12 protein-coding genes are annotated in these 15,917 nt (G+C 54.8%); 4 read left to right on the top strand and 8 right to left on the bottom strand.

Features of this window, described 5'->3' with window-relative positions; translation table 11 throughout:
* Positions 1–34: 34 nt before the first annotated feature.
* Positions 35–2,986 (bottom strand): DEAD/DEAH box helicase, encoded by a 2,952-nt coding sequence (locus UL81_RS02770; RefSeq protein ID WP_046453229.1) that lies wholly within the window; start codon positions 2,984–2,986, stop codon positions 35–37.
* Positions 2,987–3,565: 579 nt separating this feature from the next.
* On the opposite strand from UL81_RS02770, the gene UL81_RS02765 reads away from it, so the two are divergent.
* The 4 genes from UL81_RS02765 to UL81_RS02750 all read left to right on the top strand — a co-directional run bounded on the left by UL81_RS02765 (position 3,566) and on the right by UL81_RS02750 (position 7,798).
* Positions 3,566–4,441, top strand: coding sequence for a hypothetical protein (locus UL81_RS02765; protein WP_035106805.1), 876 nt, complete (start codon positions 3,566–3,568; stop codon positions 4,439–4,441).
* Positions 4,442–4,623: 182 nt separating this feature from the next.
* On the top strand, positions 4,624–5,904 hold the full coding sequence (locus UL81_RS02760; RefSeq protein WP_046453642.1) for an MFS transporter: 1,281 nt from the start codon (positions 4,624–4,626) through the stop codon (positions 5,902–5,904).
* Positions 5,905–6,020: 116 nt separating this feature from the next.
* Positions 6,021–7,010, top strand: a complete 990-nt coding sequence (locus tag UL81_RS02755; RefSeq protein WP_035106804.1) for an alpha/beta hydrolase — start codon at positions 6,021–6,023, stop codon at positions 7,008–7,010.
* A gap of 23 nt (positions 7,011–7,033) precedes the next feature.
* A complete protein-coding gene (locus UL81_RS02750) occupies positions 7,034–7,798 on the top strand; it encodes an SDR family NAD(P)-dependent oxidoreductase (RefSeq protein ID WP_035106803.1) in 765 nt (254 codons plus the stop codon).
* Between the two features lie 80 nt (positions 7,799–7,878).
* Here UL81_RS02750 and UL81_RS02745 read toward each other — a convergent pair whose 3' ends face one another.
* The 7 genes from UL81_RS02745 to UL81_RS02715 all read right to left on the bottom strand — a co-directional run bounded on the left by UL81_RS02745 (position 7,879) and on the right by UL81_RS02715 (position 15,900).
* Positions 7,879–9,309: a solute carrier family 23 protein gene (locus tag UL81_RS02745; protein ID WP_081961556.1), complete on the bottom strand. Its 1,431-nt coding sequence runs from the start codon at positions 9,307–9,309 to the stop codon at positions 7,879–7,881.
* A gap of 114 nt (positions 9,310–9,423) precedes the next feature.
* A complete protein-coding gene (locus UL81_RS02740; protein WP_081961587.1) occupies positions 9,424–10,530 on the bottom strand; it encodes an alcohol dehydrogenase catalytic domain-containing protein in 1,107 nt (368 codons plus the stop codon).
* Between the two features lie 748 nt (positions 10,531–11,278).
* Positions 11,279–12,919: a class I adenylate-forming enzyme family protein gene (locus UL81_RS02735; protein ID WP_035106800.1), complete on the bottom strand. Its 1,641-nt coding sequence runs from the start codon at positions 12,917–12,919 to the stop codon at positions 11,279–11,281.
* Between the two features lie 6 nt (positions 12,920–12,925).
* Positions 12,926–13,705 (bottom strand): enoyl-CoA hydratase/isomerase family protein, encoded by a 780-nt coding sequence (locus UL81_RS02730; protein ID WP_035106797.1) that lies wholly within the window; start codon positions 13,703–13,705, stop codon positions 12,926–12,928.
* 3 nt (positions 13,706–13,708) lie between these two features.
* The gene (locus UL81_RS02725; RefSeq protein WP_035106795.1) at positions 13,709–14,116 is read right to left on the bottom strand and encodes an acyl-CoA thioesterase; all 408 of its coding nucleotides are present in this window, start codon (positions 14,114–14,116) and stop codon (positions 13,709–13,711) included.
* Positions 14,117–14,165: 49 nt separating this feature from the next.
* On the bottom strand, positions 14,166–15,659 hold the full coding sequence (locus UL81_RS02720; RefSeq protein ID WP_035106792.1) for a sodium:solute symporter family protein: 1,494 nt from the start codon (positions 15,657–15,659) through the stop codon (positions 14,166–14,168).
* The gene (locus tag UL81_RS02715; protein WP_035106790.1) at positions 15,652–15,900 is read right to left on the bottom strand and encodes a hypothetical protein; all 249 of its coding nucleotides are present in this window, start codon (positions 15,898–15,900) and stop codon (positions 15,652–15,654) included. Before UL81_RS02715 ends, UL81_RS02720 begins: the two co-directional genes overlap by 8 nt.
* Positions 15,901–15,917 lie beyond the last annotated feature (17 nt).

The following is a 15,917-nucleotide window of genomic DNA, read 5'->3' as shown; positions in this document are numbered from 1 at the left end:
AGTATTGCTCGGTTCTTCGTGCTTAAGCCTTGGTTTAAGCACGCTTGCGCGGGAGGATGACCACCAGCGGTCTGACCAGGCTGCGCTGCGGAGTCATAGAGACCAACAGTTCGCTTTCTTGCTGGATGAGTCGCTCGGTATCGCGAACCAACAAGGTGCGCTGGCTGTGCCCGTGGTCTTCCCAGTCCTTGCGGCGCCTCTTCCAGGTGTCGATGCGCTGGTTGGCTTTTTCTTGTGCAGCGCCCTTGGTCATATCCAGACTGTCCTCTGCTGCGCTGACTGCGGCGGCGATTAGTGCCGTGGTGTCTTCTGGGGTTTCGAAGTCACCCGGGTTAATCGCGCGGTCTTGTAATCCGACCTCACGCAGCCAGGCATGAACGTCGGCAATACCGGTGGACTGTGCGGTCTTGGTGCCGTCCTCGGCGCGTAGGAAAGGCAATTCCTTCGCGGAGAGGAACACACGGGAGACCACCTGACCGCGGGAGTTGGTCAGCGTGCCCATGAGTAGGACGGTGGGTTCGGTGACATCGCCAAGCACTGCCGGGATTTCACTTTGTGGCATCGAGGCCAGCGCCCTATCCGCAGCCCATTCGGTCACCGGGTGTAGCGGGCCTAAGAAGTGCGCACGCGGCCAGGACTTCTGCGAATCGCCCTCGCGTGCGGCGCGCAGGTGCTGTTCGCCCTTCGGAACAGACGTTGCCAGCATGAGGCGTTCGGCCACCTTGCGGTAGGAGACGTAATCCTGCGGCAGGTAATCGAAGCGTCGCTGCAAGTCCTTCGGTGGGGTTAGTTCCACGATGTCGTTGTCGTGTTCGACGTATTCGACACCGCCCGCCTGAGACTTGGCGAAGGCCTGGTCGTTGAAGGCCTCGTTGAGTGCGTCTTCAAGGTACTTGTTCTCCGCGGCATAGAGGCTGCGGCGGATCGAATCAGCGGCGGGGTGATCGCTAGGCGATGCACCGTTGCTATCGGAGTCCTCGTTGGCTTCGGCGCTTTCCTCTTCAGCTGCCAACAGCAGGGCGAAGATGTCGTCGGTGTCGTCGTCTTGTGCAGCTGGTTCGCTTGGCTGCACCTTGGCATGCGCTCCGGTGACGATGTCTTCGGGGCTGGCCACGACTTCTTCGAAGTCGCGCTCGCGGGTGAGGATGCGACGGATTTCGTCCTCCTCCGCTTTAGGGTTGTGCTTGCCCATGAGGGGTGCGGCATCGCCAAGCAATTGATTCGCGGAGTACTCGCGTTCAATCAGGCGGGTGAGCACGTGGAGTTCACCAATAGAATCGGCGTCCTGCGGGTCGAGCAGCAATGCGGTGATTTCCGGGCTGTGCTCCTGGCCGTAGCGGTCGATGCGGCCATTGCGCTGCTGGATGCGAATCAGCGACCAGGGGATGTCGTAGTGGACCAGGTGGTGGCACTGGGAGTGCAGGTTCACACCTTCGGAGGCGACATCGCCAGTAATGAGGATGCGCAAGGGGGTGTCTTCGCGCTTGAATTCGTCGATAAGCGCGAGCTGCTCCGTATCGGGCAGGCCACCGTGCATGACCTTGACCGCGCCCTTTCCCAGCTTGAGGTGCTTGTCCAGGTTTTCCTTGAGCCAGTGCAGGGTGGCTACGCGCTCGGAGAAAATTACAGCGCGGCGCTCCGAGCCCTTCTTCACGCCGATTTCTTGGAGGTAATCGACCAAGGCGATGAACTTATTGGAGTGTTCCTCGGTGACCTTGGCGTTAAGCTCCGCCAGGTGGTTGAGGTTCTGCAGCTCAGTGGACTGGTCATCTTGCTGCTCGAGGTTCTTGCGGCGGTTGTCGATGGTCTCCTGGAGTGCCGCCGGGGAGGACAGGAAAGCCTTGACCAGGGTCCAGGGGAACAGGCGCTCGCTGCTTAAGTTGTTCTGCACCCAGGTGCCGGCCAGCTCGCGGGCCACGGCGTTTTCTTCCGGGGAGGCTTCCACCGGGATGTTGCGCGGCTCCTTGCGCTGCGCCCACTTCTGCCCCACCACGGACGCCACCTCAGGGGAGTTGCGGTGGCGGCGGATAATCAGCTTCTTGGCCGCCTGCATATCGATACTTCCATCCTTGCGCACCGACAACGGGTCCAGCAGACGCAGAATCTCTTTGAAGGAATCCTCGCGACCATTGTGCGGGGTGGCTGAGGCCAGGATGAGCGACTCCGTGGTCGGTGCCAGGGTGCGGGCCAGCTCATTGTTTTGCGAGCCGGCGTTGGTGGCGTTGTGAATCTCATCGATAACCACGGCATCCCAACGGGACTTTTGCAGCTGCGCGCGGTACTTCGGCGACTTCAACGTATCCATCGAGACAATCACGCGCGGGAAGTACGAGAAAGGGTTCTTCGAGGCGGGTAGCTTCTGGCGCACCTTCTGAATGCCCTGGGAATCCAGGCGCACCAGCGGCACGGCGAAGCGCGTCCACAGCTCCTGTTGGAACTGCTCCATCACGTGCTTTGGGGTAACCACGAGGATGCGCTCACCGCGGCCGCGGCGGATAAGCTCGGATAAAATCATTCCGATTTCCAACGTCTTGCCTAGGCCCACTGCATCGGCGAGCAGGACGCGGGGGCGTATGCGGTCATCGGAAAGCGCAGTGCGTACCGCAGACAGCTGGTAGTCCAACGGGTCTGCCAACATCTGTGTGGCGACTTCCAGGTTCTCCTGATACAGCGGCACCGGCGTACGGCGCAGGGTCGATTCCAACCACAGGCGTGAATGGCGGAAGTGCGGGGAATCATCCGGCTTGACCGTCACATCCGCCGGGTCGAAGACCTGAATTTTATCTAGCGCAGTAAAAAACGTCGCAGTCTGGTCGCGGACGTAATCACTCACGCCACGACAGCGAATGCGGAAACCATCCGCAGTCTTGCTCACGTTGTTGACCAGCCACTGCTCATCGCGGCACTCAATAGTCACACCCGGCGCAAGCTGCGAGGTGTCCTGGTTCTGCACTGACTCATCGACGGCGGTTGGGGTATTAGCCATGCATTGAAGCTATCAGCGGCAGCCGACAATTTCTTTGTGTTGAGTGTGATGTTTGCGAACGGGTTTGCGAGGTGTGGTGCTGCACAGGGATTGGCATAATGGTGGTAATACAAATCAGCCTGCTGAAAGGAAGAGCGATGGCTGCGACTCAACCGCGATCGCAAGTGATTGCCCGCTCGTCTGATGGCAGAGTCATTCGAAAGACGAAGATTCATCACCCCGGTGGCGCTGTTAGGCAGGCTTGGAAACAGACCGGCACTGCAATGCGTAATGCGATGAATAAGAGCGGTTCCTCTACTTCTTAGGCTTTAGTTTCCTGGCGAGTCCGTTCTCCTTACTCGGCGGAGTCAGCAGGGTTTGTTACTGCCCAAGCGCAGTCCAAACGCACCAATCCTGATTTTATTTCTCTAACAAAGTAACTATTCCCAGCGCATGTGCGGATAAGATAGTAGATACTCTCATCTCTTCTCTCTCAGGAGCACCCGATGCGTACCTTTTCTCGTGCCGCACTTGCTGTGAGCAAGCCTCGCACTACTGTCCCCTGCTGTTGCTAACGCTGCACCAGCCCCAGGAACCGGGGTGGAAACCCGTACCACCAGCAATAACTTTGTTGCTGTCCCCGCTCAGTACAACTTCAACGACGCCTACTCCATTGGCGAGCCAGCTCTGCGTCAGCTGCGCCGGGATATGTGGGATGAAAACCCGCCCTTCAATGGCATGCCACTGCAGGTCTACCTCAAGCGCCGCGCAATCACTAATAAAGAGCAATACGCCAATGACTTTGTGATGGACGCACAACTGTCCAAGATTGCTGTGCAGCGCAGCGCTGAGTACATTCCCAGCGTGGGTCTTCGCCACCGACGTCCAGCACAGTCGTGCACTAAGGCCCAGTACAGGAGCAATGGCTGCCTGAAGGAAGATACTGCAACCATTAACGGCTACGGCGGTTGGGGCAACAACCTCGCAGGTGGCCAAGGCAACTGGAGCCTGAAGTACTTCATTCAAGACGGATGGGGCAAGGGCGAACTTGCTGCGCTCAAGCGCGCCAACGGCAACTTCGATGACGGAAACGGACACCTCCACCACTTCCTTAATCCTGACAACAAGTACGTTGGTCTGGGCATCGTCAAGATGAAGGTCAACGGCCAGATCCATACCGCGGCTGCGTCGACTTTTGCTAAGAAGGGTTCCGGTACGCCGAACCGCTTGCCGGATCAGCGCATTGAGGACAACCTGTACCGCGCCGCGTTCGCTGATGAGAATTCGACCGGTATCGTGACCTTCGACCCGAACACCTTCCGCGGCCCACAGGGCGGCGGTGGCGGTGGTTCCTCCATTGGTGTTGGTGGCGGTGTCATTGGCATCGTGACGACCGTGATTTCTATTTTGAGCATTGTTGGTTTCGTGGCTCAGTTCATTCCGCAGATTCAGAACACGATTCGTCAGTTCCTGTAATCGTTGCTTTCAAGAGTCGGCTCCTTTTAGGGGCCGGCTCTTTTGTTTTGTGTTGTTGAAGTGCTGCTGGGTTGGGTGCTTAGCGATAAGGTAGCGGAAATACTGGCTGCTGAAGGGAGGAAGTTGTGGTTGAAGGGGGCATCGTAAAGCGTGCGACGCTACGCCGTGCCGTGGTGGGCTCGATGGCTGGGTCGATTGTGGAATGGTATGAATTTTTCATCTACAGCACGGCTGCGGCACTGGTGTTTAGCAGGACGTTCTTCCCGGAGTCGGATAATCCGCTCGATGCGGTGCTGGCGGCGTTTTTGACCTATGCGGTGGGCTTTGTGGCGCGGCCGCTGGGTGGGATTGTCTTTGGGCAACTCGGCGATCGTTATGGGCGCAAGAAGTTGTTGCAGGTCTCGCTGCTGACCATTGGTATTGCGACGTTTCTCATGGGTTGCCTGCCGGATTTCAGCGTGTGGGGTTATGCGGCGCCGATTACGCTGGCGCTGCTGCGTTTCGTGCAGGGCTTTGCCGTTGGTGGTGAGTGGGGCGGTGCGGTGCTGCTGGTGGGTGAGCATTCCCCGCCGGCGCAGCGCGGTTATTGGTCCTCGTATCCGCAGGCAGCAGCGTGTGCGGGCAATGTGCTGGCTTCAGTGGTGCTGCTGACTGCAAATAGTTTGCTCTCCGATGCCGCCTTCCTCACCTGGGGCTGGCGCATCGCCTTCTGGTTGTCGGCGGTGGTGGTCATCGTCGGGTACTACATCCGTACGAAGGTTGAGGATGCGCCCATCTTCAAGCAGGCTGCTGCGGAGCGCGAACGGCGTCGCGATGATGCAGTGGGCTTTGGTGTGGTGCTGCGCGAGTACCCGGTGGTGGTTCTGAAAGCTGCGGTGGTGCGCGTGGGTGAGAATGCTTTGTACTTCCTCATCGTGGCGTTCAGTCTGACCTACTTGACGCTGTCGGATTTGTTGAGCTCCCAGGACGTGTTGCTGATTCTGCTGATTGGCAACGTCGTGCAGTTCTTCGCGATGCTCGTGGGCGGTTACCTTGCCGACCGCCTTGGCCGGAGACGAACCTTCTTGCTGGGTGGTGTGCTGTGTTTGGTGTGGGCGCCTTTTTATTTCCCATTGCTCAATACGGGTTCTTTCGCGATCGTGTTGTTTGCGATGTTGTGGGGACTTATTCCGCAGGCATTCATGTCCGCGACGGTGGCGTCGCTGTTTAGCGAGATGTTCCCTACCCGCGCCCGCTACTCCGGAATCTCGGCTGCGTACCAGCTCGGTGCAATTTTGGGTGGTTCGCTCTCCCCTATCATCGCCACCCAACTGTGGAGTGCGACCGGGACGTGGTGGCCGATTGCGCTCTACATCTTCGTCGTGCTGGGCATCTCGTTGCTCGTGTTGGTGCGCAGCGTGCGGGAGACTTCTGGTGTGCGGTTGGAAGATGTGGATGACGAGGCGAAACAGTGGACTACGTGACACTGTGGATGGCCGGGGTACGTTGATTTATCCACTCCTCTAATAGTGCAGCTCCTGTAATGTGGGTCACACAGCTTTTAGCTGTTCGCCCCTTCCCTACTTACTTGGAGGCTCACATGAATCAGCCCCTACACACCGCGAAAGATGAGTACAGCGGTCGCCCTATCACTCAAGACGCCTGGACTGCGTTGGAGGAATACCGCACTACTGGTGCGGTGAAGTTTGAATCGTTGGAAATTCCTTTCCTGCGTGACTTCTACGTCGAATCCAGCAGGGCTGCTGCGCTGCAGGAAACTGTCGAAATCGAGGTCACTGATTACGACCGTGGCGATTACCGAGTGCGTTTGTATGACCCGCGTCCTGTGGAGCAGCGGGATGATGAGACTCCCGCAATCTTGTTCGCCCACGGTGGTGGGTGGACCATCGGCAATTTGGAAACGCATGATTCTCCGGCGCGTCGTCTAGCGATTGCATCTGGATTCCCCGTGGTGGCTGTCGACTACCGTCTTGCACCGGAACACCCCTACCCGGCTGCGATAGAGGATTGCTGCGATGCGCTGCGTTGGCTTGCGGATGCTTCTTCAGAACACGGCGTAGATGCTTCTAGCCTCAACGTGGTAGGTGATTCCGCGGGTGGCCAACTCGCTGCGGTGCTCGCTAATGAATGTGCCGACGACGATTCACTGCAACCGTTGCTTACGCAATCGCTCATCTACCCTGCCGTTGATCTGACTGAAGAGCGCATCGCAACCGGTGGTTCCTACCAGCGTATCCAGGAAGGGTACCTGTTGGTTAAGAGCACCTCTAGCTGGTTTATCAATAACTACGTCAGCGAGGTCGATGACCGTAGTGCTAGCGATATCAGTCCTCTGTACGCGGACCTTCCTTCTTCGTTACCTGCCACGTACATCCTTACCGTGGATAATGACCCGCTAGCCGATGAAGGAATCGAATACGCCGGGAAGCTTGCCCTCGCTGGTGCGAAAGTCACTCACCGCCATCTGCCGGGTTACCACCACGGCATCATCAACTCTGCTGGTACAGTTCGTGCAGCTGAGGAAGAACTAGGCAACATTGCGGAGTTCATTCGCAAGCACAATTCCTAGCTCTTCCTTTTGAAAGGAATCTCATGACTAAGTGGAATACCGAAGGCAAGACTGCGGTGATTACTGGTGGCGGTTCGGGCCTAGGCCTTGCTGCTGCCACGATGTGGGCTGCGAATGGCGGTAACGTCGCTGTTCTTGATTTCTCGGAAGACAGGCTTGACGCGGTGCGTCAAGCGCTTGGTAAGGAAACTTTGGCTATCCAGACCGATGTCACCGATTCGTCCTCAGTTGATGCTGCCATTGCACAGGTGCTTGAACACTTCGGCACGATTGACGCCTTGGTGAATTGTGCGGGTAACTCGCGTCCGGGTCCTACTGCTGAAGTAAGCGATGGTGATTGGACCGGTGTGATGGGTGTGCACGTTGATGGGGCTTTCCGTGTCTGCCGGGCAGCCTTCCCAGCGCTGAAGCAATCTAAGGGCGCTATCGTTAATATCTCCTCGATTGCTGGCACGTTGGGCATGCCGGGGCGTGCGAGTTACAACACTGCTAAGCACGCCATCAACGGTCTGACGAAGTCTTTGGCTGTCGAGTGGGCTAAGCACGGTATCCGCGTGAATGCGGTGGCACCGGGCTATAACGAGACAGCGTTGACCTTGAAGCAAATTAATGAGGGCATTCTGGATCCAACTCCGGTCAGCGAACGTACTCCTTTGAACCGATGGGGTAAGCCCTCGGAGATTGCGGATTGTATTTGTTTCCTGGCAACGGAAGCGTCGTCTTATATCACCGGGCAATCGATTCGCGTTGATGGCGGTATGTCAGTGGACGGTAACTGGTACAAGTAAACGATTTCTCGCACATTAAAAGGAGGTAAGCCTTACGGCTTACCTCCTTTAATTGTTGCTAGTTCTGGCGATGCTACCAGTTACTTTTTGTCAGCTTCGACATCCTCGTTGCTCAAAGGCTCGACTTCATTTTCCTCTGGGATGAGGTGGTGGTCGGGGTCTTCTTCCACCTGTGGCTCGTCGTCCTTCAGGTAGCGCTTCTCCACCAGCAGGTACAGGATGACGCCGACCAGCAGGGCGTAGACTGCACCGTGCAGTGCCAGCACGACTGCCACGACACCAGCAACGCCGGTTTCGACAGTGGACTTCAGCTGCTCCAGGCCAACCTGGATACAGACGTACGCGGTAGCCAGCATGGTCACCGACAGCGCGAGTGGCTGGAACGGCTGGAAGAAGGTGATGACCGGCAGGATAAACAGTGCGAGGGTACACGCGATGTGCAGGGTGCCGCCGCCACTGTAAATCGAGTCCATTGCCTTGCGGCCATGGGCATAACGAGCAGAAACGGTGGCCTGGATTGCAGTCCAGATGGGGCCACCCTGGCCAGGGCTCGGAGCGAACAGCGCCATGATCAGGTTACGGAAAGAGGTCACCAGGTGCAGGCGGTCGATGTTGTAGTCGATCTTCTCGTCCTGGCGAACCTCATCAGCGCGGGCGTTCAGGGTCTTACCGACGATGATGTCGCCGTAGGCAATGATGTAGGAAATAATCGCGGTCGGGATAGCTGCAAGGAAGACTTCCATTGCAGGGAATCCCGCAACGAATGGCGAGTACTGCCAGAGTCCTGCGAAGTCCGGTACGGTCACGCCCCACTCGACGTTAGGACGCGGGAACTCGTTGGTCACGAACGCAACGGCGATAGCAGCAGTCAGCGCCGGAACGATGCCGTAGTTCGAGGTAATCTTGGCGAACTTAAAGCGCTTGGTCAGCTGGTCAAAAGACTCCGAGAACATGAAGTACACGGTCAGCAGCGCAGCCACAATCATGGCGATGGGCGCCTCCAGCACGGTACCGCCCTCACCGATTTCACCCATCAGTGCCGCGATACCGGCACCAAGGATAATTCCGGCCTGCATAGAGTTCGGAACAAAGCGCAGGATCTTCGAACCGGTCTTGGTGATACCGAGGATGAAGAAGATGCCAAAGACGATGATGTTCAGCGCGATAAGCGCCTGAATGGATTCTTGCCCTGGCTCAAAGTCGCCGAGATATGTCGCCACAAGGGGTAGTGCAGGAGTAATCCAACCTGCGATGTAAGGAGCACCCAGCAGTGCCGGCAGCAGGTTGCCGAAGCCGTGGGCAACAACGCAAATCGCCAGAGCGATTTCATAAGGAACGCCCGCGTGTTCCTCAAGGTGAGGAATGATAGCCATGGCCACCACGACCATGATGATGCCCTGCACGATTTCTGCTGTTTCCAGTCGGTAATGCACCAACGGCAGGCGTACCTGGAATGGCCCTAATGGCCAATATGGCTGTTCACCGCCGTGTTCTCTCTCATAGATTGCCATGATTTATCCAATGCGTTCGCGGCTGTCAGCACCGTGGTCTGACGCCTGAGCTATGTAAGTTATGTCGATGCCAGGCGGCAGTTGTCGGAGCAACTGCTGCCTGGCATTTCGCCCTTAGTCAAAGGTGATGATCTGACGCAGGACCGTTCCATCCGAGAGCGCATCCATCGCTTCGTTGATTTCATCCAGCTTGATGTGGGAAGAAATCAGGCCTTCAGCGTTGAGCTTGCCTTCGCGCCACAGCTGCTCGTACTTCGGAATATCCTTGCTTGGGACCGAAGAGCCAAGGTAGGAACCGTGCAGGCGACGAGCCTGTGCGGTGACAACGAGCGGGTCGATGACAATCTGGCTGTTTGGTGCCGGCAGACCGACCGTCGCGGTGATGCCACCAGCGCGGGTGACCTTGAATGCGGTTTCGAGTGCCTTCGGATGGCCGGCAGCCTCGATAACTCCGTCGAAGACCAGGCCCTGCTCTTCTGCTTCCTGTGGGGAGTAGACCTCGTCAGCGCCGAGTTCCAGAGCGGTCTGACGCTTAGACTCCTGCATATCGATGCCCACGACCTTCTTCACACCGAGGCCAACTGCGGTGATGATGGCAGCCATGCCCACGCCACCAATACCGACGACGGCAACAGTGTCCTCCGGACCAGGCTTGATCTCGTTGAGCACTGCGCCGCCACCGGTGAGGATGGCGCAGCCAAACACTGCAGCAATATCGGAAGGAACGTCGTTGCCAATCGGAACCAGGGACTCGCGTGCAGCAACAGCGTGGGTAGCAAAGCAAGAAACACCAACGTGGTGGTGAACTTGCTCGCCATCGCGGTGCAGGCGGCGGGTACCGCGCATCAACGAGCCTTCTTCGTTGTAGATGGTGCCGACCGAACACGGCATCTGGCCGTCGGTCTTGCACTCGCGGCACTCGCCACAGCGCGGAAGGAAGGTAAACACAACTTGCTGGCCGATCTCCAGGTCGTCGACGCCCTCGCCGACTGCCTCAACGAAACCTGCGGACTCGTGACCCAGCAGCATTGGAAGCGGGCGCGGGCGGTTGTTATTCACCACGGACAGGTCGGAATGGCAAACACCGGAAGCGGCAATCTTGACCAGAACCTCGTTCGGGCCTGGTGCATCCAGTTCCAGCTCCTGCACGTTAAGCGGGCGGGATTCAGCGTAGGGGCGTGGAGCGCCTAGGGTTTCTAGAACTGCACCACGGATCTTGATGCTCTTTTCGGACAACGGTCTCACTCTCCTCAACTAAGTGCGTGTGTTACGCGACAGCTCGTCGGTAGTGAGACTAAGATTACAAATTTACAAACAGGAGACTAGCTTAAGTTTGTATTAAAAAGTACAAAGAAAACCGATTAGAGTTGACAATCCTCTATTTGCACAGACGAAACCACAGAACAGTAAGCGCTCCTTGACGCCGAACTTTGAACTATGCTCCGCAATTCAACATCAGTGCCCCAGAACTTCTCATGGAGAGCAGTTCGCTCAACTCGACTAAGTCAATCAATTTCTACTGGATAGAGCCGTTTGGACAGAGTTCCTGCGGATAGATCTTTCTGATCCGCACTCTGCAAGCTGCGACACCCACCACAGTCACCTCAAGTTATCGCAAGGCATTTTCCACTCCTGAAAGCATGTCCGAAAACGGTGACTCCCCTGAACCCTTTCCGAGCAGTACGCCCCTCTCCATCAGCCCCATGCCTGCAAAGCAATAACGATACCTGCACGCGGAATGCCTACGCTCATTTCGTTATACAAGGGACCTTCCCATTCGCACCGAAAAGCAGCACCACTCTAAGCGGCCAATGACATGAATATGCCATCGGCCGCCAAAAGCCTGTTTAGATCGCAATGTTCACGGTAATTCCTGCCTTAACCGAAACACCGATATGCAAACTTTCCAGAAGAAAGTACTCCGCCCATCTCGAATGATCAACCAACGCTAGGAACGGAACAAACGAATCTATGCTTCACGTAGTTTCGCACGAAGCATCTTTCCGGTAGCAGTCTCGGGAACCTTATCGATAAACTCAACCAAACGTGGATACTTGTAAGCAGCCATGTTATCTCGAGCCCACTGAACGATATCATCTTCAGTGACAGAGGAAGATGCATCTTCTCTCAAGACAATGAAGGCTTTGACCGACTCACCGCGGACGCGATCTGGGACTCCGATGGCGACAGCTTGCTTAACAGCTGGATGGTCCTGAAGATACTTTTCCACTTCTTCCGGGAAGACTGAATACCCATTCGATTTGATCATTTCTTTGAAACGTCCATCAAAGAATAGATACCCGTTTTCATCAATTCGGCCCATATCGCCGGTGTAGTAACGCCCATCTACCATCGCTGCATCAGTAGCGTCGGGCTTCCCCTTGTAACCAAGGAAGACGGCAGGACTCTTGATACTAATCTCGCCTAATTCGTTTGGTCCGAGAATTCTAGAACGATCTTCTGGATCAGAGATTTGGATATCTGTGCAGAATGTCGGCAAACCGGTGCTGCCCCATACAATCCCACCCGGAGGCGTCATCGTATCGGCTGTATGAGTTTCGCTCATACCATAGGCAAATTCATAGAACTTCTGCCCCGTAGCAGCCTCCCATTCGTCCGAGAGACTCTCGGTGATCTGCGATCCAAAGCTCGTTCCAATGCTTTGTCGAAGAATGGAGAGCTCTTTACCACGACCAGTCGACAGAATTGCAGCATTGATTGGCGGGGTGGTGTAGGAGAAAGTCATTCCATGCCGTACGGCCAAGTCAACAAAGTCTTCAGCATCAAATCGCGCTTGCAGGACCATAGTAGCGCCAACAGAGATTACCGCTGTCATACCAACAACCATCCCGGCTACATGGAAAATCGGCATCGTGGCAGAAACTCGATCCCCGGAAGTGTATTCAAAATTCGCAGCGACGCAATTAGCTTTGAAAGTGCAATTTCGATACGAGAGCATCGCGCCTTTAGGCAATCCGCTCGTACCCGAAGTGTAGATGATTAGCGAAACATCTTCCGAGAAATGTACGTCCGGGCAAAGATGCTCTCGGTAGGACTCTGCCTCGCTATTATGGCTTACTGCCTCCTGCCAAGTTAAATGAGCAGCCTTAGGCTCATACCGTGCAGGTGGAGCGAAGCGATATTCACTCGAATGAGTTTCCAAATCAAGAACATCGTCAAAGCTCGTCACGATCAAAGTGCGAACTGAAGTTGAATCTAAAGCCTCAAACTCATGCACCAATTCAGAGCTTGCAATCAGAGCAACCGCTTCCAAATCTTCCAACTGGTACTTGAGCTCTTTAGATTTGAGCATCGGGTTGCAAGGGCTGATCACAGCACCAAGCTTCTGAGCCGCAAAATAGGTAGCAACAAACTGGGGGCAGTTTTGCATATATGCAGCAATTACATCGCCTTTCCTTACTCCCTCCATTGCCAACCGCAGGGCGAGCAATTCTGCAGTCTCGTTTAACCATTTGTAGCTAAACGATGAACCATAGAACAGGATCGCCTCCTTCTGTGGGTCTTGCTCAGCAATGTCCTCGAGGTACCGAACAAGCGGTTCCTCCCTGTACTCGAACGTGCTGCAGTTCTTTTCGACTATCTTGTTCATGTCAACCTACTTTCCGGTAAAGACGGGGTCTCGCTTTTCAGCAAATGCCCTTCTACCTTCTGCATAATCTTCAGTGAGCGTTCCTGTAACTGTGGACTGTGCCTGAACTACCCAGGCGGACCTCTCGTCCAAAGAATCCGAAGCATCCATGGCTTTTTTCATGAGTCCGATGGTCTTCGTGGGAAGCTGAGCAATCTTTTCGGCAAGATTCTTCGTCTTTGATTCGCGCTCATCTGCTTCAGTAAGTGAGTGCACTAGTCCAAAAGCCTCAAGGTTTTCTACTGGAACGATGTCTCCTGTGAACAAAAGCCGTGAGGCAAACATCCGGTTAGTTAACCGAGCCAGTAAATGCGTACCGGAGGAGAACCCTCTCAACACGAAGGGAAGTCCAATCCCGCAGCCCTTTTCAGCAATAAGCAAATCGCAGGACAAGGCAAGCTCTAGTCCTGCCCCAAGGGCATAGCCATGAACGCTACAAATGATCGGCTTGGGGCATTCTCGAAACGCCTTACACGCCTCTGGGTAACCGCTTAGGTACTCAACAAACTTATCCTCAGGAACAGGATACTTTGAAGTCCCCATGTCAATTAGGTCATCACCGGCACAGTAGGCTTTGCCTTTACCGGAGAAGACGATGCACCGAACCTCAGGTTGTACGGACCACTCTCGAACGGTTAGCTCAATCGAGCGCAACATTTCAAAGGTCAGTGCATTACGGCTCTTTTGCCGATCGAGATAGATATACCCCACATTGTTTTCAACGAAACTTTCAACGTTAGAAGACATGTTTTATCCTTTCACACCCTCTAGTTTTGTGTGTTTTTCCAAACTTTCGACGATTGATGAAGGAATTGGAGCGGGAGACCGAGAAACTGAATCGACTTGAACGTAGGTCGCTTCGGAAATCGCCTTGAGGTCCCCTTCTTGCCTCATTTCCTCATACAACGTGAAGGAACTATTGCCTACACGCGCTACCCACGTTGAGACTTCAACCAGTTCAACCCAGGTGACTTCTGCTTTGTAGGTAATATTGCTTTGGACCAAAAGCAGATTCCACGGTGCTGGAGCCAAATCAGGCACGAAAAGCTTGAATATTTCGCGTCGGGCGTCCTCAAACCACACTGCATAGACCGTATTGTTTATATGTCCGGCAGCATCATTCTCTGAGTAACGGGGTCTTATAAGAGTCTTATACATCGTTCTAAGAAGCTCCTCTCAAGAAGTCAACAGGTTTAAAAGCACTCAACTACGTGTTGAGTTCTTTTTCGAACCTTTGTACTTCTTCATCGGTTACTTCACGCTCGTGCGCAATCGTAAGCCTTTCCAGTTCGCTGGAGTTCGCCGGCTTAAAGATGAATGCACAAACGACGCAAGTAATTGCGGATAGCGGCAACGAGTAGACCACTTGCGAAAGGGTAGGCAGGTCGAACCCGAACAACAGAATGAGGTACGAAACACCACCGACAGTTGCACCAGCAAAAGCCGCAGTTCCTCCAATCCTTCGCCACCACAGTCCCAGCAAAGTTGGGAAGAACAAGGACGAAGCCAAAAGGCCCATAGCCGCTGTGTACAGGAGGGTTAGGAATTCTGGCGGGTTCAACGAAAGGACGAGGGTAAGGACACCAAATCCGAGAATACCCAGCTTTGTAATTCTCCTTTGCGCAGCATCCGACGTATTGGGACGGATTTCGCCGATCAAGTCGTACGACAATGCCGCTGCCAAAGCCAGCAGCATCGCAGAAACAGACGACATAACAGCAGCGAAGATTGCAGCAAATGCAAGACCACGAACCCAATCCGGCGTAGCCTGATCGAGGAACAGCAGGAATGCAGCGTCATTATCCTCTAGTTCCGCGCCACCCGTAAGAATGATCGTGCCAGCAATAACAAAGACACAAGTCACGACGCCTGTAACAATGTACAGGCCTAATCCGAGTGCGAGCGAAGCTCGACCAGTTCGCTCATTCTTTGCCGCAAAGATTCGCATCACGGTATGTGGCAGGACTGCGTTACAAGTAGCCCAAATCAAGAAGGCACCAATATAGGAAATCGGACTATACACTTCGGCCTGAGTCCACTCTGGCTTAATACCTTGGGCGACTTCATAGACCGAAAGGCCACCGTTGGCATTGATTGCAATGAATCCTGTAATGAGCACGACGGCAATCATCATCATGCCTTGCAGGAAGTCCGTCAGGGTCACTGCTTTCATGCCGCCTGCAAATGTATAGAAGACGTACACAGCTCCGATCAACAGCACCGACCAGCCGTAAGGAATGCCAAAGATCTGTTCACCGATAAGGCCACCGATTTTCATCTGCGCGACAATGTATGCGCTTAGGGTGCCAATAAGAACTATCGGAACTACAAGGTTCATCCAACGGTGATTGTAGCGAGCCTTCACCAGCTCAGGTACAGTCGCGACATTCATGTTTCGCATGATCTTCGCTAGGAAGAACGTCGTGATCAGGTAGCCAACAGCGACACCAGCATTGTAGGCCGTAATATAGCCCCAACCGCCTTGATAGGACAGCCCAATATTTCCGAGCATCGTACCGCCCGTAGCGAAGGCCGCGAAGATGGCAAAGCCATTAATCCAAAAGCCGGCACCTCCGCCACCAGTAAGGAAGTCCTTGGCAGATCCTCCCTTACTCTTACGGTGCGCGTATAGACCAATTGCAACCGTTGTTGCCATGTAGACAAACAAGATTACAAGCGCGAGAACGTTTGCACTAGACATTGTCGCGACCTCCTCGCTCTTGGCGATCTGGCTTGAGGTCAATAATCAAAACCGCCAGGCTAACCAGCATAATCACAACTAGCAGGTAGTTCACCAAGACGGTTTCTCCTACCAGCGTATTAAAGCTCATAGGCAAGAAAGCAACTACCGATAAGCACAAAATTCCAATCGTTGACCACAATCGAAAGGCTTTGGGCTTAAAGAAACCCAAATCATTGGTCACGTATTCATCACGTTTCATAGCATGTTCCTTCACTT

This window comes from Corynebacterium camporealensis, from assembly GCF_000980815.1.
Classification (GTDB): Bacteria; Actinomycetota; Actinomycetes; order Mycobacteriales; family Mycobacteriaceae; genus Corynebacterium; species Corynebacterium camporealense.
This window is presented reverse-complemented; position numbering and strand designations above follow the sequence as displayed.